The 19,221-nt window shown below is 60.0% G+C and carries 21 protein-coding genes and 1 pseudogene; 5 read left to right on the top strand and 17 right to left on the bottom strand.

Annotation, left to right across the window (positions count from 1 at the left end; translation table 11 throughout):
- Positions 1-13 precede the first annotated feature (13 nt).
- From H559_RS0104485 to H559_RS0104450, 9 genes are all read right to left on the bottom strand, one after another.
- A complete protein-coding gene (locus H559_RS0104485) occupies positions 14-286 on the bottom strand; it encodes a hypothetical protein (protein ID WP_028451702.1) in 273 nt (90 codons plus the stop codon).
- 64 nt (positions 287-350) lie between these two features.
- Positions 351-1,262: a methylenetetrahydrofolate reductase gene (locus H559_RS0104480; RefSeq protein WP_028451701.1), complete on the bottom strand. Its 912-nt coding sequence runs from the start codon at positions 1,260-1,262 to the stop codon at positions 351-353.
- 2 nt (positions 1,263-1,264) lie between these two features.
- The gene (locus H559_RS0104475; RefSeq protein ID WP_028451700.1) at positions 1,265-1,879 is read right to left on the bottom strand and encodes a DMP19 family protein; all 615 of its coding nucleotides are present in this window, start codon (positions 1,877-1,879) and stop codon (positions 1,265-1,267) included.
- Between the two features lie 4 nt (positions 1,880-1,883).
- Positions 1,884-3,161, bottom strand: coding sequence for a glutamate-1-semialdehyde 2,1-aminomutase (hemL, locus tag H559_RS0104470; RefSeq protein ID WP_028451699.1), 1,278 nt, complete (start codon positions 3,159-3,161; stop codon positions 1,884-1,886).
- A gap of 73 nt (positions 3,162-3,234) precedes the next feature.
- Positions 3,235-3,720, bottom strand: coding sequence for a CYTH domain-containing protein (locus H559_RS0104465; protein ID WP_028451698.1), 486 nt, complete (start codon positions 3,718-3,720; stop codon positions 3,235-3,237).
- A 280-nt stretch (positions 3,721-4,000) separates the two neighbouring features.
- On the bottom strand, positions 4,001-4,456 hold the full coding sequence (locus tag H559_RS22130) for an SMI1/KNR4 family protein (RefSeq protein ID WP_081412867.1): 456 nt from the start codon (positions 4,454-4,456) through the stop codon (positions 4,001-4,003).
- A gap of 206 nt (positions 4,457-4,662) precedes the next feature.
- Positions 4,663-5,085, bottom strand: coding sequence for a protoporphyrinogen oxidase HemJ (gene hemJ / locus H559_RS0104460; protein WP_028451697.1), 423 nt, complete (start codon positions 5,083-5,085; stop codon positions 4,663-4,665).
- A gap of 4 nt (positions 5,086-5,089) precedes the next feature.
- Positions 5,090-5,968, bottom strand: a complete 879-nt coding sequence (locus H559_RS18955) for a M48 family metallopeptidase (protein WP_051278930.1) — start codon at positions 5,966-5,968, stop codon at positions 5,090-5,092.
- A gap of 56 nt (positions 5,969-6,024) precedes the next feature.
- A complete protein-coding gene (locus H559_RS0104450) occupies positions 6,025-6,189 on the bottom strand; it encodes a rubredoxin (RefSeq protein ID WP_028451696.1) in 165 nt (54 codons plus the stop codon).
- Positions 6,190-6,248: 59 nt separating this feature from the next.
- Between H559_RS0104450 and thiD the strand changes: the two genes are divergently transcribed.
- Both thiD and H559_RS0104440 read left to right on the top strand, forming a co-directional pair.
- Positions 6,249-7,103: a bifunctional hydroxymethylpyrimidine kinase/phosphomethylpyrimidine kinase gene (thiD, locus tag H559_RS0104445; protein WP_028451695.1), complete on the top strand. Its 855-nt coding sequence runs from the start codon at positions 6,249-6,251 to the stop codon at positions 7,101-7,103.
- A complete protein-coding gene (locus H559_RS0104440; RefSeq protein WP_028451694.1) occupies positions 7,103-7,564 on the top strand; it encodes a hypothetical protein in 462 nt (153 codons plus the stop codon). The genes thiD and H559_RS0104440 overlap by 1 nt, the downstream gene beginning before the upstream one ends.
- Here H559_RS0104440 and H559_RS0104435 read toward each other — a convergent pair whose 3' ends face one another.
- The 4 genes from H559_RS0104435 to H559_RS0104420 all read right to left on the bottom strand — a co-directional run bounded on the left by H559_RS0104435 (position 7,565) and on the right by H559_RS0104420 (position 11,646).
- Positions 7,565-7,765 (bottom strand): hypothetical protein, encoded by a 201-nt coding sequence (locus tag H559_RS0104435; RefSeq protein WP_028451693.1) that lies wholly within the window; start codon positions 7,763-7,765, stop codon positions 7,565-7,567.
- 167 nt (positions 7,766-7,932) lie between these two features.
- Positions 7,933-8,613 (bottom strand): UCP032817 domain-containing protein, encoded by a 681-nt coding sequence (locus H559_RS21425; protein WP_051278929.1) that lies wholly within the window; start codon positions 8,611-8,613, stop codon positions 7,933-7,935.
- Positions 8,614-10,884 (bottom strand): DNA topoisomerase IV subunit A, encoded by a 2,271-nt coding sequence (gene parC, locus H559_RS0104425; protein WP_034639847.1) that lies wholly within the window; start codon positions 10,882-10,884, stop codon positions 8,614-8,616. It lies immediately after the preceding gene.
- Between the two features lie 225 nt (positions 10,885-11,109).
- The gene (locus tag H559_RS0104420) at positions 11,110-11,646 is read right to left on the bottom strand and encodes a nucleoside 2-deoxyribosyltransferase (protein ID WP_028451691.1); all 537 of its coding nucleotides are present in this window, start codon (positions 11,644-11,646) and stop codon (positions 11,110-11,112) included.
- Between the two features lie 466 nt (positions 11,647-12,112).
- Between H559_RS0104420 and H559_RS23380 the strand changes: the two are divergent.
- Positions 12,113-12,532 (top strand): annotated as a pseudogene (locus tag H559_RS23380) (methyl-accepting chemotaxis protein); the annotation flags it as partial.
- Positions 12,533-12,634: 102 nt separating this feature from the next.
- On the opposite strand, the gene parE reads toward H559_RS23380, so the two are convergent.
- From parE to H559_RS21420, 3 genes are all read right to left on the bottom strand, one after another.
- On the bottom strand, positions 12,635-14,614 hold the full coding sequence (parE, locus tag H559_RS0104410; protein WP_028451690.1) for a DNA topoisomerase IV subunit B: 1,980 nt from the start codon (positions 14,612-14,614) through the stop codon (positions 12,635-12,637).
- Between the two features lie 118 nt (positions 14,615-14,732).
- On the bottom strand, positions 14,733-15,446 hold the full coding sequence (locus H559_RS0104405) for an SMI1/KNR4 family protein (protein WP_028451689.1): 714 nt from the start codon (positions 15,444-15,446) through the stop codon (positions 14,733-14,735).
- Positions 15,443-16,414, bottom strand: coding sequence for a DUF6891 domain-containing protein (locus H559_RS21420; RefSeq protein ID WP_051278927.1), 972 nt, complete (start codon positions 16,412-16,414; stop codon positions 15,443-15,445). The genes H559_RS0104405 and H559_RS21420 overlap by 4 nt, the downstream gene beginning before the upstream one ends.
- A gap of 250 nt (positions 16,415-16,664) precedes the next feature.
- Between H559_RS21420 and H559_RS0104395 the strand changes: the two genes are divergently transcribed.
- Together H559_RS0104395 and H559_RS18935 are read left to right on the top strand one after the other, a co-directional pair.
- Entirely contained in the window at positions 16,665-17,129 is a 465-nt protein-coding gene (locus H559_RS0104395; protein WP_028451688.1) for an HPP family protein, read from the top strand.
- Positions 17,126-18,322: an MFS transporter gene (locus H559_RS18935; protein WP_034639650.1), complete on the top strand. Its 1,197-nt coding sequence runs from the start codon at positions 17,126-17,128 to the stop codon at positions 18,320-18,322. Before H559_RS0104395 ends, H559_RS18935 begins: the two co-directional genes overlap by 4 nt.
- Here the strand turns inward: H559_RS18935 and H559_RS0104385 are convergent.
- Positions 18,319-19,182, bottom strand: coding sequence for an HDOD domain-containing protein (locus tag H559_RS0104385; RefSeq protein WP_028451687.1), 864 nt, complete (start codon positions 19,180-19,182; stop codon positions 18,319-18,321). The two genes, H559_RS18935 and H559_RS0104385, sit on opposite strands and share 4 nt — an antisense overlap.
- Positions 19,183-19,221 lie beyond the last annotated feature (39 nt).

Here is a 19,221-nt window from a genome sequence, read left to right as displayed (position 1 = left end):
TGCCCAAAAACAGTCAATCTTGCGGGCTGATGCCCTTCTCGGGGCAAGAAACAACGTTTACCCAGCGGCCAGTCTGGGCGTCCGCTTCAGTTGCGGCAAAATCAATCCCGATATTCAGCTCCGATCCATCCACAAATGCCTGATCAAGCCGGTTGGCGGCATCCAGCAAGAAGGCGGCCATAGATCGCAGTTCTGCCGAAGTCGCGTGAAAATCAACATCGGTTAAATCAATGGGCTGCAAGCCTTCTTCCTGAAAGAAATCACTCGACCAGCCAACAATACGCATCTCATGCCTCCGGCTTGTTTGCTCAACTTCCTGCGTCAGTTATTCCAAAGAACAGCCCCAGACCTTAGCGCCCCAGCATCGCCTGCACATCGCGCACCAGTTGTAGCGAAGCCTCGATCTCGTCCTTGCGGATTGCCACGCTTTCCACATTGCAGCCTATGGGTATCTGCTTGGAGGCGGCGTATTCAATCAGCTCGGCAAAGATACTGCGGCAGGCATTGAGCGAATCGCCAAGAATGTCGACCGAGTGGCTGAGGTCGTTTTCCAGCCATTTCGGGATGCTGATGCCCAGCCATTTCATGAATTGCAGCGTCTTCACCGAACCACACGGCGTGATGGTGAAGATGATCGGCACCATGTCGATGCCATGCTCGCGGCAGTGGTAGTAGTAATCCGAGAGGAAGGTTTTGGCCGCCTCGACGTTGTACACGCACTGGGTGATGAAATAGCTGCAGCCCTGCGCCATCTTGGCGACGACGCGAAGGTGCTCGTCCTGCTTCACCAGATGCCGCTCGGGGATGGCGACACCGCCCAGCAAGAGACCCGGGCTGTGCTGCTGGCGCAGCGCGTAGGCGTCGTTCATCGTCAGCGTCACGCGTTGCTGGCGCGAGGCGGCGCCGACAAACACCGCCAGCCCCTGCTGCTGTGCCTGCAGATAAGCGGTGAAACTCTCGGGCGAGTATTTGGCCGTACAGCGATAGGTAATCTTTGGCAGATCAAGACTGGCGAGGTGTTCCGCCGCATACATTACCGGGTCGAGCGTTTCGATGAACGGAAACGGGCGTGCTTCGCTGGTGCGGTCGGCTTCGTCCTGGATGTCGTAGAGCACCAGCCCGTCAACGCCAAGGCTGCGGATGCGCTCGACCTGCGTTGCGGCGATCTCGGCGATTTTTTCCGGCGTGTTCTGCGCCTTCGGCGGGGTGATGCCGTACAGCACGATGCCGTTGGTGCGTTGGCGGATCAGGTCTTGCAGCATGGTCAATTTGCTTCCGGCATCCGGAAAAAGCGTTCCGGGTGTTGGTCAATATAATGGCTAAGCGGCCCCCACAGGCCTGCCCGATAACCTGCGGGCAGTGACGCAAAAGGGCGACGCATCAGCGCGAAATAGTCGTCGGTGTAGGCGTCCCAGTGCTCGAACTGGCGGCGCGCCTGTGCCAGCGCTGCCGCATCGGCATAGGCGGGATGCTGCTCGCGGCGTTCCCAGAGCGCCTCCAGCAGCGCCAGGCGCTCGTCCTGATTCCTGGGCACCGGGCGCGGCAGACAGGCACACACCGCTTCGCACAGCTCGGCGAATTCATGCAGCCCGAAGGCACGGAAACCGACCAGAGCCTCTTCGGCGAGCGCACCGTAGCTGTTCTCGAAAAACTGGTCAAAGCCGCCATTGCAGACCTGTGCATCCAGCGTCACCAGCGCACCGAGCCAGCGCAATTCAGCGGGCAAGCGCTGGTACTGCGAATCGGCGGCGTCGGGTGCATCCCAGCAACCTGCCTGCATGCCAGGTTCCAGTGCCCGGAACACGTAAGCGTCGATCTCGCCTTGCCATAGCGCCAGCGGGCCGGGCCAATCAGCCAGATAGCAGTCTGCCTGCGCCATGCTCTTACAGCGCCAACAGAACCCGTTTCGCCGCCGCAATGGTCGCGGCGATATCGGCATCGCTATGCGCGGCAGACACAAAGCCCGCCTCGAAGGCCGACGGCGCCAGGTACACGCCTTCGCCGAGCATGGCGTGGAAGAAGGTGTTGAAGCGCGCACGGTCGCTGGCCATCACATCGGCGTAGGATTGCGGCGCAGTGGCGCTCATGTACACACCGAACATGCCGCCGACGCTGTGCGCGGTAAACGCCGTGTTCAGCTCCTTGCCGACCGCGTTGAAGCCGGCCGCCAGTTGCGCGGTGCGCGCCGTCAGTGCGTCGAAAAAGCCCGGCTGGCGGATCAGGTTCAGCGTGGTGAGGCCTGCGGCAACCGCCAGCGGGTTGCCCGACAGCGTGCCGGCCTGATACACCGGCCCCAGCGGGGCGAGCTTGGCCATGATGTCGGCCCGGCCGCCGAAGGCCGCCAGCGGCATGCCGCCACCCACCACCTTGCCCAGACAAGTCAGGTCGGGGGTAATGCCGTGCAGGCCTTGTGCACAGCCGAGGCCAACGCGGAAGCCCGTCATCACTTCGTCGTAGATCAGCACTGCGCCGTGGTCTTGCGTGAGTTTGCGCATCGCGGAGACAAACTCGGGGGATGCCGGAACGAGGTTCATATTGCCGGCCACTGGCTCGACGATCAGCGCGGCAATCTGGCTGCCCTGCTCGGCAAACAGCGCTTCCAGCGCGGCGACGTCGTTGTACGGCAGCACGAGGGTATCGGCCGCCACGGCGGCCGGCACACCGGCGGAGGACGGATTGCCGAAGGTCAAGAGACCGGAGCCGGCTTTCACCAGCAGGCTGTCGGCATGGCCGTGGTAGCAGCCTTCGAACTTCACCAGCTTGTCGCGGCCGGTGTAGCCGCGCGCCAGGCGGATCGCGCTCATGGTTGCCTCGGTGCCGCTGGACACCAGCCGCACCTGTTCAATCGACGGCAGCAGCTCGCACAAGAGGTCAGCCAGATCGATTTCGGCGGCAGTCGGCGCGCCGAAGCTCATGCCGTTGCGCGCGGCCTTTTCCACCGCTGAAATCACCTGCGGGTGGCAATGGCCAAGAATCAGCGGCCCCCAGGAGCCGACGTAATCGATGTAGCGCTGGCCGTCCGCATCCCACACGTAAGCCCCTTCGCCCTTGGCGAAAAAGCGCGGCGTGCCGCCCACCGAGCCGAAGGCCCGCACCGGCGAATTCACCCCGCCGGGAATATGGCGCTGCGCGGCAGCAAACAGTTCTTCGTTACGTGACATGATGCTTTCCTTGTTCCGGATCTTTTGCATATAGCCTGCATGGTATTGCCATGCGGGCTATTTTATAAATGGGCTACAGGCAGATACCCCGTTGCCACTGCGTATAGGGTTTCAGTGTGAGCTGGCTGTTGTAATAGCGCTTGTCGCCGGTGACCTCTGCCCCAAGCCAGCCCGGCTGCGGCACCGGGGCATCGACGCTGGGCAGCTCGATTTCGGCGACGATCAGCCCGGCATTCTCACCGTGGAATTCGTCGATTTCCCAGACCAGACCATTGCCCGCGTCGACCAGATGGCGGGTTTTGTCGAGCACGCTGGGGCACAGCGCCAGCATCGCTTCGGCATCAGAAAGTGGCACCGGATATTCGAATTCGGCGCGGCTCATGCCATCGAAGCTGGCGCCCTTGATGGTCAGAAAACCGCCAGCGCCCTTGATGCGCACACGAACGGTGCGGCCCGGCTCGGTGCTCAGATAACCCTGCGCAATGCGCGTGGACAGGGTGACGTCTACCCGCCAGGCGTCGCTGGCCAGCAGGTATTTGCGTTCGATTTCGGTTGCCATGCTGTGTTTCCGCCGCGCCAATAGGATACGGCGCACAAAGGCGGTATTTTACCCGTGTGCGCCGCGCTGTGCGGGGATTTGCTGGCAGAATCCGGTCACGGAGGCTTACCTCAAAACCTACATGGACAATCCATCAAAGCAGGAGGAATGACCGCACCCGACCCACTGCTGACACTGAACCATTACGCTGAGCTTCAGCACCTCAGTCAAAGCGGATGTTTTAAGATTTCTGATCGATTTTATCTCAAGCTAAGGTGTCTGTATTTGGCAGCACACCTTGCTAATCATCCACAACTAATGAATTTACAAATTCTTCAAAACTACTGCAAATTACATGAAGTGCATTTTTTTCATGATCCCAAAAATACACTTTGTTCATGTTTTCAACTTTAAATCCTAACAGGAAATAGTTTCCTCCTGGATCTGAGGCAAAAGGAATCGCTCGGTCAGTAACTTCTTCTTTGAAATAAGCAAATGAGCTTTCGATTGACTCGATAGAGTCATTGAATACAGGCAAAAAAAATGCAACAACAACAGGGCCGATAGGGCTATTTAAAAACAAGCATTCATCAAACGACCCCCCGTTGTGCAACGAAATGAAATATTTGAATCCACTAGGCAATAAATTACCCATGCAGAATTTTTCAAAATCTAATAACTTATTTACCTCGTCTGGACTCAAAGGATCAAACTTTTCAAACCCAATTGATCGAGTTAAATTTTTAATTTCTTTCATAGCTCATGCTTAGTAATCCAGTAACCACTAGTTGAAAGTGTCGGTTTAGACCGAGCAGCTGGAGCTTGCGACACAATGATTGGCATCTGCAATAAAGATCATTCCAGTCGTTCAGTTCAGCCAACACATCACAACTCACCGTCTGCTCTTGGCCGAAAGCCGCCAATATAAATGACTCAGTCCCAAATCTGTACTGTATTGGCCTGTCAGAACGGCTTCACCACCACCAGAATCGTCACCGCAATCAGTATCAGCACTGGCACTTCGTTGAAGAAGCGGTACCAGACATGGCTGCGGGTGTTTTTGTCGGCGGCAAAGTCGCGATAAATCTTCCAGCACCAGCCGTGATAGCCGGCCAGCAGCAGCACCAGCGTGAGCTTCACGTGCATCCAGCGCCAGCCTTCGCCGGCGAAGAAGCCATACAGCCCCCACATCCAGATGCCGGTCGCCAGCGCCAGAATGCCGATGGGCGTCATGAAGCGATAGAGCTTCCTCTCCATCAGCTTCAGGCGGGCGATCTCAGAAGGTTCAGTCGCCATCGCATGATTGACGAAGAGCCGCGGCAGGTAGAACAGGCCGGCAAACCAGCTGACGACCATGACGATGTGAAACGCTTTTACCCAGAGCATTTATTTACTTGGCCTTGGTTTTGTTCTTGGTGCTGGTCGTTTTCTGCACCGGCTTGGTTTTCTGCTCGGCCAGCGCCGCCTGGTAGAGCGGCTGTACCTTGGCAATCTGCGCGGTCAGGTCGGCAATGCGTGTATCGGCCGACGGGTGGGTCGACATGAATTCCGGCGTGCCGCCGCCGCCCTTGGCCTGCATCTTGCGCCAGACGTTTACTGCAGCCTGCGGGTTGTAACCGGCGCGTGCGGCCAGCTCGACGCCCATGCGGTCGGCTTCGGCCTCGTGCTCGCGGCTGTTCGGCAAGGTCCACAGGTATTTGGTGCCCTCCTGCGCCAGACCGATGGTGTTGTCGTATTTGCCGCCAGTCAGAATCGAAACACCACTGAAGAGCAGATTCTGCGTGGCGGCATCCGATGCACGTTCACGGGCATGTTCACGCAATGCATGCGCCATTTCGTGACCCATGATGGCGGCGATTTCATCGTCGGTGAGCTGCAGCTGCTCGATAATGCCGCTGTAGAACATGATCTTGCCGCCAGGCATGCACCAGGCATTCAGTTCGTTCTTGGTCAGCACATTGACTTCCCATTTCCAGCCGGCCAGATCATCGCGGAACACCTTGGTCTGCGGGATCAGGCGGTTGGCAATCGCACGCACCCGGCTGGTCTGTGCTGCGTCGCGGTTGAGCAGACCACGCGCCTGCGCATCGCGCACGAGCTGCTGATAGCTCTGGTTGGCCTGCGCTTCCAGTTCGGCGCTGCTGACCAGCATGCTCATGTTCTGGCTGCGGTCGGCACCGACAGCGCCGCCTCTGGTTGTGCTGACGCTCTGGCAGGCGGAAAGTGCGGTGCCACACAGCAGCACCAATACGATTTTCTTCAATTGCATCTGGGTTCAAATCCGTTTTGTTGGCGTAGAAGCTGACAGCGATTTTAAGTCTTCGCTCAAATTTCCACCATCTCGAAATCATCCTTGCGCGCCCCGCAATCCGGACAGGTCCAGTTCGGCGGTACATCGTCCCAGCGGGTGCCCGGCACAATGCCGTCTTCGGGCCGGCCGGCCTCTTCGTCATAAATGAAGCCACAAATCAGGCACATATATTTCTTCATGCGAATCCCTCCGCAATGTGGGTTACCATGCAGAATATTACTCCATCCAGAAGCGAGTCATGACCCCTACGCCCCCCGTTGTGCTGGTATTCACAGCGAATGATCCGTCCGGTGGCGCCGGTGTGGTGGCCGATGTGCTGACGCTGTCCTCACTCGGTTGCCACGTACTGCCCATCATCACTGCCATCACCGTTCAGGACACCAACGGCGTGCAGGAGTTTCACGCGATTGATGCCGAGCAGCTGGAAGAACAGGCCCGTTTCATTCTGGAAGACATCCGCATCGATGCCATCAAGGTCGGCATGGTCGGCAGCGTGGAAAACCTGACGGTCATTGCCGAAATCGCTTCCGATTACCCGGATGTGCCGCTGGTGCTGGATGCCCAGCTGATGGTGCAGGATCAGGACGACATGGATTCGGAAGAAATGGCTGCCGCCATGCGTGACCTGCTGATTCCGCACGCCACCGTGTGCACGCCCGATGTGCGTTCGGCCCGCATGCTGGCCAGCGATGACCCGGACGAGCAGACCGATCTGCCGCTGGACGTAGCCGCACAGCGCCTGCTGAGCCTCGGCTGCGAGTACGTGCTGATTACCGGCTCGCAGGATACATCAAGCAAGACCGGCAACAGCCTCTACAGCCGCAATGGCCGTGTCCGCAATGACGCCTGGAATCGCCTCCCCGGGCGGTTTCATGGTGCCGGCACCACGCTGTCTGCCGCACTGGTCGGCGCGCTGGCCAATGGTGCCGACGTCACAACCGCCGTACAGGAAGCGCAGGAATACACGCAGCAGACGCTGATTCACGCCTACCGGCCCGGCATGGGCCTGCTTGTGCCGGACCGCCTGTTCTGGGCGCGCCCGAATGAAGAAGCCGCACCGGCAGAAGAACCCCAGCCCCCCACCGTACAGTAATGTTTCACGTGAAACAGCAGGCCATTGTGCTCAATGGCCTGCCTACCCCGTTTCTTGCCAATCTGCTCGCTGAACTGCACAGTGCATTACCCGGCTTGCTGCGCTTTGATGTGGCGCTGCTGGCCAGCGCCCGCCACCAGGATGCAGGCGGCTTGCAGCAGGCCATGCACTTCTGCCTGCCCGCGCTGCTGCAGGCAGGGCAAACGCTACTGGTCGCCCATGCGTGGTCCGATACCCCTGCCAAGCGTGAACTGCTGACCGAGCTGGCCGGCTACGAAATCTGCCTACTCGGTGTGCACCAGCAGGAAGATAGTGCCGGGCTGCACGAGGGATTCGAGTACGACGGGGCGTGGGATACCGCGTCCTGCAATGATCCGGCCTTGCTCGCCAGGCGCATTCTGGATTTTCTGCCGGAAGCCGGCTCTGCTGGCGGCAGGCTCAGCCTGCAGGGCTTGCTGTAATCAGCTTCGGGACGGGCCATGTTCCTGCGGATCATGCTGCTGCATGACGGCCAGCACGGCGTTGCGTGCGGTTTCGATGATGTCGAGCGAGGCGGAGCTGACCAGCTCCTCTTCGCCCTGCGGGCCAACGGCATACAGGCCGTAGCGCAGCTGCTCGGGCCGTAGTGTGGTGGCCCAGACCGGATGGATGGCGTAGCGCATGATCGTTCTCCTGCGAACCATGTCAGATACTTCGACCATCTATCAGCAAAGATTGAGCCAGAACGACAGACGGTAAGCCTGCAGATTGCATTTACTGGAAAGTCATGGGTATACGCACAAAACCAATACACTCAAATGGCCACAAGGCGATAGCTATAATGGTATAGCTAATCGCAGCCACCACCGCCGCTACTTCCGCAGTCGCTGCTGCCATCACCGCCGCCGCTGGCATGGCAATCATTGCCGCCAGACAGCGCATAAACTCCACTCTCCCCCTGCAGACAGGGGGCGCCCGTCTGCGAGGCCGTCAGCAAAGAGGCAAGTTGCTCAAGGGTCATCGCCGCAGACAGGCCCAGCTTCGTGTCCAGGGCAAACAGCAGGGGAATGTGGGTGGTGCTGCGGGAATCCAGCCCTTCATCGAGACAGGCAAACACCCAGCCTGCTTGCCACGCAGCCCTGGCTTCGGCAACGCTTGCGGTACCGGCTTGCGGTCGATGCTTCAGGTAGCGACCGAATGCCTTGCGGCAGAAGGCCCGATACTCGCGCGGGCACTGCGTAAAACATTGCCAGAGCTGATCAACCGCGCGAGATGGTTGCGGCAGTTCACGCCCGCTGAGGGTACGCAGACGGAAATACTGTCGCAGTGCGGCACAGATTTGTGACTGCTGTTTATTGCTGTAGTGAGACTGCTTGCGCAGTTGTTCCAGCACTTCCTGCGGGAATGCGTAACTGCTGATGTAGCGTGAGCGCTGCTCCCTGCGCCAGGCGCGCAAATGGAGCAGCAGGATCAGGGCAAACGGTGCAATGACCAGCAGCCCTGACAACACAAAGATTGGCTCAAGCGTCACTCAAAATCCGGGGAACTTGAACCCTGCATTGATCGGCTTGCCCTTGCGTGCGCGCTTGCCAATGTAGGGGGCCATCTCGTTGGCATCCAGCACCCACTCGACCGGCTTGCCGCCGCGCCCGGTACCATTGAGCTTCAGCGTTTCACCATCGCTGATGGTGATGGCGGCAAGGCTGTCCTTGTCGTCCAGCGCCATCGTGATCACGCCACGCCCGCCACCAGCCAGTTGCTTGAATTCGCCATAGCTGAACAGGTGCAACTTGCCGGCTGAGGACAGGCAGGCGACGACTGACGTTTCACGTGGAACAAAGCTGCTGACCTTGAGCAGCGTTTCACCCGTCTCCAGCGTGATGAAGCTCTTGCCTGCCTTCTGCCGGCTGAGCAGGTTTTCGAACTGGCAGGCAAAACCGTAGCCGGCGCTATTGGCAATCACCAGCCAGTCCTGCGCCGCAGCGGTCAGCATCTGGGTAATGCGGGTTTTCGCAACCAGCTCGACCAGTGTCGTGACCGGCACGCCATCGCCGCGCCCGCCCGGAATGACGGAAGCTGCGACCGTGTAAACACGCCCGTCGCTGCCGAACAGCGCCAGGTTATCGACCGTACGGCATTCCAGCGCAGCCAGCAAGGCATCGCCATCCTTGAATGCCAGGTTCTGCAGATCGAGTCCATGCCCCTGCCTTGAGCGCAGCCAGCCCTTCTCGGAAAGAATGATCGTTACCGGCTCATCAACCACGGCAACCTCGACCGACGCCTTTTCAGCTTCCTCGATCAGCGTGCGGCGCGGGTCGGCAAATTTCTTGCGGTCCGCTTCGATTTCCTTGATAACCTGACGCTGCATGCTTTGCGGATTGGACAGCAGCTCTTCCAGCTCGTCCTTTTCATTCTTGAGCGCGGCCAGTTCCTGCTCGATCTTGATGCCTTCCAGCCGTGCCAGCTGGCGCAGGCGGATTTCGAGAATGTCCTCGGCCTGCCGCTCGGACAGCCGGAATGCGGCCATCAGCGCCGGCTTCGGCTCATCGGACTCGCGGATGATGCGGATGACTTCATCAATATTCAGGAAGACGATCATCCGCCCTTCCAGAATATGGATGCGGTCGTTAACCTGGCCAAGGCGATGTTCGCACCGGCGGGTCACGGTGACAAAGCGGAAGTCGATCCACTCTTCCAGCACCTGCTTGAGGTTCTTCTGACCCGGCCGGCCATCGCGGCCAATGGTCACGAGATTCAGCGACAGGCTCGTTTCCAGGCTGGTGTGCGCCAGCAGCAGATTCATCAGCTCGTCCGGATTCTGGCGGGACGACTTCGGCTCCAGAACCAGGCGCACGGCGCAATCCTTGCCGGATTCATCGCGCACGCGATCGAGCACCGACAGGATCAGCTGCTTGGTCTGCGTCTGTTCCTGTGTGAGCGTCTTCTTGCCTTTCTTGACCTTGGGATTGGTCAGCTCTTCGATTTCTTCCAGTACTTTCTGCGTCGAAGTACCCTGCGGCAGTTCGGTTACCACCATCTGCCACTGGCCACGCGCCAGGTCTTCCTTCTCCCAGCGTGCGCGAATCTTCAGGCTACCACGGCCGGATTCATACGCGGCGAGCAAATCGCGCGCCGGGGAAATGATCTGCCCGCCACCGGGCAGATCGGGGCCGCGCACAAAGCCCATCAGTTCCGCCACATTGAGCTGCGGCTTGCGGATCAGCGCTACCGCCGCTTCTGCGACTTCGCCAAGATTGTGCGAGGGAATTTCGGTCGCCATACCCACCGCAATGCCCGATGCGCCATTGAGCAGCAGCATGGGCAGGCGCGCCGGCAGCAGCTCCGGCTCTTCAAATGCACCGTCATAATTCGGGATGAAATCGGTCGTGCCCTTGTCCAGTTCACCCAGCAGCAATTCGGCAATCGGCGTCAATCGCGCTTCCGTATAGCGGTAGGCGGCGGCACCATCACCATCGCGCGAGCCGAAGTTGCCGTGGCCGTCGATCAATGGATAGCGCAGCGTGAAATCCTGTGCGATGCGCACGAGTGCGTCATAGGCCGACTGATCGCCATGCGGGTGATATTTACCCAGCACATCACCGACAATGCGTGCCGACTTGATCGGCTTGGCGGTGGCCGTCAGCCCAAGCTCGTGCATCGTGTAGAGAATGCGCCGCTGGACGGGCTTCTGGCCATCTTCAACCTGCGGCAAGGCGCGGCTCTTCACCACGCTCATGGCGTATTCGAGGTAGCTTTTCTCCGCATACAGGGCCAGCTGCACCGATTCGCCATCATCGGCCATCAGCTGCGAAGTCTGGGCAGAGACAAAGCGTCCATTGCCACCTGCGGCAGGTGTTGCATCTTCGGCGGGCGCGCCGGTATCGGGAGTATCTGGGCTATCAAGCAGATCGGACATGGTTTCCTGCACTATCTAGAGGTTGCTGGCATTGTAGCGGCGCAAGCGCCCGGCAGGGAGTCGGGGCGGTGATTTTCATCCTGCCCAAACCAGCGTGTTTCACGTGGAACATCAGCGAAAGAGTACCCTGGCCATTTCGGCCAGCGCATCCTCTACCTCGCCGCCGTAGCTGATGCCGGCAGCCGCTTCCCACAACATCAGATTATGCGGCGCGTCGAAATCTTCGATGAAGAGGCCATCCGCATCTCGCGGCGGTTCACCATTTGCACCGGGAACCCGGTCTTTCATCCGGGTATCAGGCGTGCAATCCGGCAACCATAACCAGACCGGCTTGCCCAGCGCATGGGCAAAACCAACCTCGAAAGCCGTACCGGAATCGGGTTCGGTGCAGCTGCGAAAGGCACGCAGATCGGCGAAAACGGCATCGGCACGGCGGATCAGAGCGTAATTGGCCTGCGCGATCCAGTGCCGCATGGCCACTGGCGCCAAGCCATCAGGCACATATTGGTCAAGTGGATACAGGCCGCACAGATCCAAGGCCTGGCAGGCCTGGGTCATGCGCTGCCCCCAGGCATGCGGATCGGGGAAAAACACGCCGGGGCCGGCCAGATAAATGCTGCGTTGCACGGGAGTCAGTGTAGTGGTCATTTCTGCGTATTCGCATCAGGAAATGGTTATACTCATTGCCAATAATATGCACCGCATTCCTTGGGGGAACATCATGCTGTTTGGCAACAAGCAAAAAATACTCGATCTGGAAGCGCAGCTGCGCGCACTGGAAGACGACAAGAAACGCCTGCAACAACAGAACCAGCAGTTGCAACAACAGCAGCAGCAGCTGGAAAGCCAGCTCAGCCAGCAGCGCAGCGAAGCCCAATACTACCAGTCCAGCCACGCGGCCCTGATGAATTTCAGCAGCAATTTCAGCGAGGCCCAGGACAGCCTGTCCGGCCTGATCGACAAGCTGAAGGAAGAAAAGCGCTGCGCCCTCGCTGTTACCCGTGTCTCGACCGACAACAGCAAGACCATTGCCGACATTGCCTCCAGCCTGCAGGGGCTATCCAGCACCGCAGCCCAGTCCGTCTCGCAGGTCGACCGGCTCGACCAGCAATCGGAGCAGATCAGCGGCATCGTCCAGCTGATCAAGGAAATCGCCGACCAGACCAATCTGCTGGCGCTCAACGCCGCCATCGAAGCCGCGCGCGCCGGCGAACAAGGCCGCGGTTTTGCCGTGGTGGCCGATGAAGTCCGCAAGCTGGCCGAACGCACCAGCTCGGCCACCAAGGACATCACCAATCTGGTCGGTGCCATCCGGACAGAAACGCAGGCCGTGAAAGCCGACATGGAACAGCTGGCACAGCAGACGGCCGAGTACAGCGAGAAAGGCAACACTGCGGCCAGCGACATGGAGCTGCTGATCGAAGTGTCACGCGAAATGGAAGAGCTGATCACCAGCAACGCCAGCCGCAGTGAAAGCGATCTGAATCATTTCCAGCATCTGTCGCAACAGCTGCAAAGCATGCAGCAGCGTTGATTTCTTCGGCACATGCCAACAAAAAAGCCTGCGCAAAGCAGGCTTTTTTGTTGGGTATACGCTCACAGCCAAATAAAATGAAAGGCTACAGCCATATACCCATTACAGATCAGCTTCAACCTCGTTGCCCCGCGCTTCCAGCCAGGCTCGGCGGCTGCTGGCCTCCCCCTTCCCCATCAGCATGTGCATCAGATCGCGGGTATTTTCCGACACATCATCCGGCACCCCCACGCGCAGCACGCGGCGGGTATCCGGGTTCATGGTGGTATCGAACAATTGCTCGGCGTTCATTTCCCCCAGGCCCTTGAAGCGCGAAATGCTCCACGCGCCTTCGCGCACCTTCTCGGCACGCAGCTTGTCGAGAATCGCTGTGAGCTCGCCCTCGTCCAGCGCATAGAACTTGCGCGGCGGCTTGTTCTTGCCGCTGCCGGCGATGTCGACGCGATACAGCGGCGGCTGCGCCACGTACACATGGCCAGCGGCAATCAGGCCCGGGAAGTGACGGTAGAACAGCGTCAGCAACAGCACCTGGATGTGCGAGCCATCCACGTCCGCATCGGACATGATGATGATCTTGCCGTAGCGCAGCCCGCTCAAGTCGGCCGTATCACCCGGCCGGTGCGGGTCAACGCCGATGGCCACCGCAATGTCGTGCACCTCGTTGTTGGCAAAGATCTGGTCCTTGTCGACTTCCCAGGTGTTCAGCACCTTGCCGCGCAGCGGCAGAATCGCCTGGAAATCCTTGTCTCTACCCAGTTTCGCCGAACCGCCCGCCGAGTCGCCCTCGACGAGAAACAGCTCGCAGCGTGCACTCTCCTCGCTTGCGCAATCGGTGAGCTTGCCAGGCAGCACGGCAACGCCGCCGGATTTCTTCTTCTCGACCTTCTGCGCGGACTTCTGCCGCGCCTGCGCCGCCTTGATCGCCAGCTCGGCCAGCTTCTTGCCGAGCTCAACGTGCTCGTTCAGCCACAGCTCGAAGGGCGACTTCACCATCTGCGAACACAGCTTCAGGCCATCGCGGCTGGTGAGCTTGTCCTTGGTCTGGCCCTGGAATTGCGGATCAAGCACCTTGGCCGACAACACAAAAGTACAGCGGCTGAACAAATCTTCCGGCAGCAGCTTCACACCCTTGGGCAAGAGGCTGTGGAATTCGATAAAGGTCTTCACCGCCTGGAACACGCCGTCGCGCAAGCCCGATTCGTGCGTGCCGCCGGCCGGTGTCGGAATCAGGTTCACATACGATTCGCGGCTCACCGGGCCGTCCTCGGTCCAGGTCAGCGCCCAGGCGCAACCTTCGCCTGGCGAGAACGTGTCATCCTCGCCCTCGATGTATTTCTGTCCCTGGAAAATCGGGATCAGCATGGTATAGCCCGCAACCTGCTCGTTCAGGTAGCCGGTCAGGCCATCGGGGTAGCACCAGCTTTTCTGCTGGAATTCACCGCTGGCGAGTTCCACATTCAGGTTGACCACCAGCCCTGGCAAGAGCACCGCCTTGGACTTCAGCAGGTGTTCCAGCTCGGACTGCGGGATATTCGGCGAATCGAAATACTGCGCATCGGGCGCAACAAACACCGTCGTGCCGGTTTCCTTCTTCGCCACCTTGCCGGTGACCAGCAGCGGCTCGACCACTTCACCGCCAGAGAAAACGAGACGATTGATTTCGCCGTCGCGCTTCACTTCGACTTCCAGCCGCGTTGCCAGCGCGTTGGTCACCGACACACCTACGCCGTGCAGACCACCGGAAAACGCGTAGGCACCGCCGGATTTCTTGTCGAACTTGCCGCCGGCGTGCAGTTGCGTGAACACCACCTGCACGGTGGGAACGCCCTCTTCCGGGTGAATGCCGACGGGAATGCCGCGGCCGTTGTCCGAAACACGCATGGTCTGGTTGCGGTACAGCGTGACATCGATCTGGGTGGCATAGCCTCCCAGCGCTTCATCGGCAGCGTTGTCGATCACTTCCTGGCAAATGTGCAGCGGGTTGTCCGTGCGCGTATACATGCCGGGCCGGTGCCGCACCGGGTCCAGCCCCTTGAGCACCTTGACCGAAGATTCGTCGTACTGGTTTTTATTGGCAGCCATGGGTTTCACGTGAAACAGCAGATGCGGCGAAGTCTAGCAGATCGTTTGCTTCACGCGCACACCATCAACAGCACCCGGAGCATTCATCGCCTTGCTTGCTGCATGGCATGGCCTAGCCTCATCGTCTGGAAAAATGCAGTTGCCGGATTGCTGAAAATGCCTTGCGGGCCGCACGGTGGTCTTGCCGCTCACCGGCGTGGGCGAGCTGCTCCAGCGGTGCGCAGGCTGGCAGATAGCCATGCTGGCCAAGCAGATTTGCAGCACGCTCACGCAGCCACATGTCGTCACTGGCAAGAACGGCGGTCAGGCTCTGCGGCGAACAGGCGGAAAGCAGTGTCAGCCTGATTTCGTCGTCCGTCTGCCCGGTAAAGAGCACGTCAGCAGCCTGCATGATTCCGGCAGGCAGAGGAAACTCGGGCTGGCAGAACGTGTAGCGCCCTGCGTCGGCAGAACCGGCAAGATCACTCAGGCTGTGCAGAAAACCGGACAATGACGAATGCGTTACCGTCGAATCATCATCATGCTGCAAGAGCAGAACACAACCACGCAGGGGCGACGCCAGGCACAGGCAGTAAGGATCGCTGCCGGTGACATCAGCCAGTGGCCACAATCCGAGTAGCTGGCTCACCGGCAAATCAGCCAGCATCCTTGCGTAGTCCCTGGCTTGCGCGAAGGGCAACAGGCTGCGGTATTCCGGCAAGGGTACGCCATCGGATTCGGCATACAGGGCACGCAGGCTTTCCGGCAGAAAAGTGCCACGAAATTCTGCATCGCCCGGCTGCAATTCACGCCCCTGCTGCCGGTATGCATGCAATGCAGCTGGCAGAATCATTCGGCAATCTCGTCATTTTCCCAGCTCACAAACTGGAAGCCGGGAAATGCAGCGGGGACAAACAAGGCCGGCAATTGCAGAAACAGCTCGGTCATTTCGGCCGCGCTGCCTGCCCGGCCATAGGACCCCTGCTCGGCAACGACAGGCACCTCTACCCAGTAGTGGCTTTCCTGCTGTTCATAAATCATTTGCAGCGTATTCCCTTCCTCATCGAGCAGGCCGACAAAATCGCCGTCGCTGCGAATTTGGCCAAACAGTTCGTTGACGATTTCCGCTGCCGTTTTGAATACGCCATCTTCCTGTTCGGCCGCAATATCCGGTCCATAGAAGCAGTAAAAAACGCGAAAGCGTCGCTGTGGATTCGCGAAGCGGTGTTCTGCAACTGGCTGGAACGCCGATGGCGGCAACGCGGTACGGCGTTGCCAGGCAAACGCTGGCAAGGCAATCCGGGTATCCGCCACGCCATCCCACTCGGGCGCAAGGCCTGCCTGCTGCAGGGCGGCAACGATGTCCCGTGCGACGGCCACGGCCTGACCGGCATCATCGCTGCGCGCACCAAAGGCCAGCATCAGGCCATCCCCGGCAATGGCCCGTTCAACATCCTGGCCGTGATAGAAACAGAAACCACGGAAGACCTCATCGCCAGCCTCCATCATTTCTGCCGCATCACTATGACCATCGGACATCGTGTAGCCGGCATTGTGAAGACAGCAGATCCCCGCCAGCCGCAGTGACTGGAAAGCCTGTTCGAGCCGTTCGCAGTCAGTGGTTGCTGGCCAGCCGGCTTCCTGCTCGTGTTTGGCGGCCAGCGCAGTATCAATCAGCGCGCCCAGCTCGGCACCATCGACTTGTTCACCCTCTTCATCCAGCATCTCCTGCATGCTGCTGTACAGCTCCGCCTTGCGATAAAAGCCGGACCATACCCAGTTTTTCAGGGTGTCACGGGCATACTGGCTGAGTGAGGACATAGCGGACCTTCCATGGGAATGAGTGCAACAGGCCGCTGCAGCGTAGCGGCATCACCCAGGCAAGGCAAGCAAGCAAGAACACAGGCAAAGGAATCACTCGTCAATCATTCGAAAGCCAGCAGCAACGCAGTTCCGTCCGCCGCATCCTCTGGCTTCGCTCATGACCTGGCAGTATCTGATGCATGATTGTCATTCCTGCCATGCAGGCATCCTGCATGCTGCAAGCATTACTGCTGCGGAGTATCCGATCATGAAGCTGTTTCCCGCCCTGCGCGCAGGTATGGGTGCCGCACTGGCACTGGCCTTGCTGGCACTGCTGTCGAGCAGCTCCCTGCCCTTGCTGATGGCACCATTTGGCGCGAGTTGCGCAATCCTGTTTGCCCTGCCGGCTTCGCCGCTGGCACGTGCCCGCAATGTCATCGGTGGCCATCTCCTCACGGCGGCAGCCGGCTTGCTCGTGCTGGCCCTGCTGGGTAGCGGGCCGCTTGCGCTGGCACTTGCAGGCGGGCTTGGTATCGCGCTGATGGTGCTGACTGATACGCTGCACCCGCCAGCGGGCGCCAACCCGCTGCTGGTGATACTGGCCCCCGCCGCCATGCCCTGGTCATTCCTGCTGACACCGGTGCTCAGTGGCGCGGTGCTGCTGGTCGTGGCCGCGCGGCTGTATCATCACGGTCTGGCCGCATTACCGGCAACAACAAGGGGCCCGACATGATGCTGCCTGCTTCAGTGCGGATTCTGGCGCTTTGCCAAGCGCTGTATACCATTGCCATTTCGATCCAGCTCACGCTCACGGGGCTGGCCGGGCTGCAGCTCGCCAGCAACAAGGCCTGGGCGACACTGCCCTTTTCGCTGATCATCCTCACCGCAGCCATTACCACGCTGTTTGCCGCACACTGGCTGCAGCGCATCGGTCGCCGCAGCGGCTTCCTGACTGGCGCGCTGCTGGGTGCAGCCGGCGGCCTGCTGGCCTTTCTGGCGATGCAGCAGCGCAGTTTCGGCTTGCTCTGTGTGGCGGCCCTGTTCAGTGGCGGCTTTCAGGCCTTTGCCCAGTACTACCGGCTGGCCGCCGCCGACAGCGTGGCAGCTGCCTGCAAGGGGCGGGCGATTGCAACGGTGCTCACGGGCGGCGTACTTGCGGCATTGCTCGGGCCATGGCTGGCCAAAAGTACGCAGGGCTGGCTGCCGGGCGTGCTGTTCGGTGGCGCCTATCTGACCGCCAGTGCAATGGGTATAGCCACTGCTGCCTTGATTTATTTTGGCTACAGACCAACACCCTGTGCCGTATCAGAAAATGCAGCAGCAGAAACACCGCGCCCGCTGCGCCGCATCATCCGGAGCCCGGTGTTTGTGGCGGCACTGGCCAACAATGTGGTCGCCTACGCGATCATGGTCTGCGTGATGACGGCGACGCCGCTGGCGATGCTGGGCTGCGGCTTCGGCATTGCGGATGGAGCCGGCGTCATCCAGTGGCACATGCTCGGCATGTTCGCGCCGGCGCTGGTTGCCGGCAAGCTGGTGCAGCGCTTCGGTGCCGGCACACTCGCCCTCACCGGCATGGGCCTGCTGCTGGCTGCCAGCCTTATTGCCGGCCACTCGCTGACGCTGCCGGCCTTCTATCTGGCCCTGCTGCTGCTTGGCGTAGGCTGGAACTTCATGTTTGTTGCCGGATCAACGCTGCTGGCGCTCAGTTACCGCGACAGCGAGCGCGGCAAAACACAGGCGTGCAGCGAATTCACGACCAGCATTCTGGCGGCAAGCGCATCGCTGGCCGCAGCGCCGCTGCTGCAGCAGTTCGGCTGGGCAAGGCTCAATGCCCTCGTACCCTGGCTGCTGCTGCTGCCCCTGCTCGCGACCCTGTATGAGCGCCTGAAAAGCCGTGGTAGGAGTGATGGGCCTGCATGCTAAGCCGTGGCAAGTATCTCGGCACAGGCCACAGTGAATTCCGCCTCCAGTGCCTGGAATTTTGGCAGCGCCAGCTCGGGAGGTGCAGCATGGGGCATGTCCTGCAGACGGAATTCTTCCAGCCCGCCGGCAAACAGGTTGGCAAGATAGATCACATCGGACAGCGTGCGCGGGTTTTCCAGCGGCGGGCGAGGCAGATCATGCTCGCGTACGCCCTCGACCAGCGCCTCGGGAACTCCCAGGCTATCGAGCAGAATGGCATTCACGCTCTCATGCCACTGGATCACCAGATACTTCACCGACTGCGGGCGTTCCTGCAACTCCGGATACAGCCACACGCGGTCCAGCAAGTAAAAGACGCCCAGATCATGGATCAGCCCGGCCAGAAAGGCCTGCTCGGGGTCAACGCGTGTCAGGCGGGCGGCAATGACACGGGCAATGGCGGCCGTGCGCAGGCTGTGCTGCCAGAGGTAGCCTGCGAGTTCTTCAAACTGGCTGAGGTGTTTCATCTGGGCCAGCTGCTCGACGGTGCAGGCCGTAATCAGCCTGCGGGTGGCGGACATACCCAGCCGGGCAATGGCTTCATCCACCCGGTACAGACAGACATTCTGCGGATTGTTCTGCGGAAGATTCGCTTCGCGCAAAAGCTTAAGCACCACGAGCGGATCCTGCACGACACACGCGGCCACCTGCTGCGGCCTGGCAGCAGGATCACGCAGCACACTGCCAATTCGCACCGTCGCATCAAAACTCACCGGAAAACAGACGTCGTCCTCCAGTTCCCGGGCGATATCCTGCAACATCGCCAGACGATCCTCGCGCAATGCTTCCACCGGTTTGTCCGGACTTCTTACAGCAGCCATGACGGCCCCCTTTCATGCTGACTTCATGGCAGCATAGCC

Origin of the sequence: Chitinilyticum aquatile DSM 21506, from assembly GCF_000430805.1 — a bacterium.
Lineage (GTDB): Bacteria > Pseudomonadota > Gammaproteobacteria > Burkholderiales > Chitinibacteraceae > Chitinilyticum > Chitinilyticum aquatile.
This window is presented reverse-complemented; position numbering and strand designations above follow the sequence as displayed.

Bases quoted from the DNA above. Each gene is read 5' to 3' on its own strand.
- H559_RS0104450 (WP_028451696.1), bottom strand. From the start codon at position 6,189: ATGAAGAAATATATGTGCCTGATTTGTGGCTTCATTTATGACGAAGAG.
- H559_RS0104440 (WP_028451694.1), top strand. From the start codon at position 7,103: ATGTTTCACGTGAAACAGCAGGCCATTGTGCTCAATGGCCTGCCTACC.
- H559_RS0104395 (WP_028451688.1), top strand. From the start codon at position 16,665: ATGAAGCTGTTTCCCGCCCTGCGCGCAGGTATGGGTGCCGCACTGGCA.
- thiD (WP_028451695.1), top strand. From the start codon at position 6,249: ATGACCCCTACGCCCCCCGTTGTGCTGGTATTCACAGCGAATGATCCG.
- H559_RS0104385 (WP_028451687.1), bottom strand. From the start codon at position 19,182: ATGGCTGCTGTAAGAAGTCCGGACAAACCGGTGGAAGCATTGCGCGAG.
- H559_RS0104420 (WP_028451691.1), bottom strand. From the start codon at position 11,646: ATGACCACTACACTGACTCCCGTGCAACGCAGCATTTATCTGGCCGGC.
- H559_RS22130 (WP_081412867.1), bottom strand. From the start codon at position 4,456: ATGAAAGAAATTAAAAATTTAACTCGATCAATTGGGTTTGAAAAGTTT.
- hemJ (WP_028451697.1), bottom strand. From the start codon at position 5,085: ATGCTCTGGGTAAAAGCGTTTCACATCGTCATGGTCGTCAGCTGGTTT.
- parC (WP_034639847.1), bottom strand. From the start codon at position 10,884: ATGGCCGATGATGGCGAATCGGTGCAGCTGGCCCTGTATGCGGAGAAA.
- H559_RS0104465 (WP_028451698.1), bottom strand. From the start codon at position 3,720: ATGGCAACCGAAATCGAACGCAAATACCTGCTGGCCAGCGACGCCTGG.
- H559_RS18955 (WP_051278930.1), bottom strand. From the start codon at position 5,968: ATGCAATTGAAGAAAATCGTATTGGTGCTGCTGTGTGGCACCGCACTT.
- hemL (WP_028451699.1), bottom strand. From the start codon at position 3,161: ATGTCACGTAACGAAGAACTGTTTGCTGCCGCGCAGCGCCATATTCCC.
- H559_RS0104405 (WP_028451689.1), bottom strand. From the start codon at position 15,446: ATGATTCTGCCAGCTGCATTGCATGCATACCGGCAGCAGGGGCGTGAA.
- H559_RS21420 (WP_051278927.1), bottom strand. From the start codon at position 16,414: ATGTCCTCACTCAGCCAGTATGCCCGTGACACCCTGAAAAACTGGGTA.
- H559_RS0104435 (WP_028451693.1), bottom strand. From the start codon at position 7,765: ATGCGCTACGCCATCCATCCGGTCTGGGCCACCACACTACGGCCCGAG.
- parE (WP_028451690.1), bottom strand. From the start codon at position 14,614: ATGGCTGCCAATAAAAACCAGTACGACGAATCTTCGGTCAAGGTGCTC.
- H559_RS0104475 (WP_028451700.1), bottom strand. From the start codon at position 1,879: ATGGCGCAGGCAGACTGCTATCTGGCTGATTGGCCCGGCCCGCTGGCG.
- H559_RS18935 (WP_034639650.1), top strand. From the start codon at position 17,126: ATGATGCTGCCTGCTTCAGTGCGGATTCTGGCGCTTTGCCAAGCGCTG.
- H559_RS0104480 (WP_028451701.1), bottom strand. From the start codon at position 1,262: ATGCTGCAAGACCTGATCCGCCAACGCACCAACGGCATCGTGCTGTAC.
- H559_RS0104485 (WP_028451702.1), bottom strand. From the start codon at position 286: ATGCGTATTGTTGGCTGGTCGAGTGATTTCTTTCAGGAAGAAGGCTTG.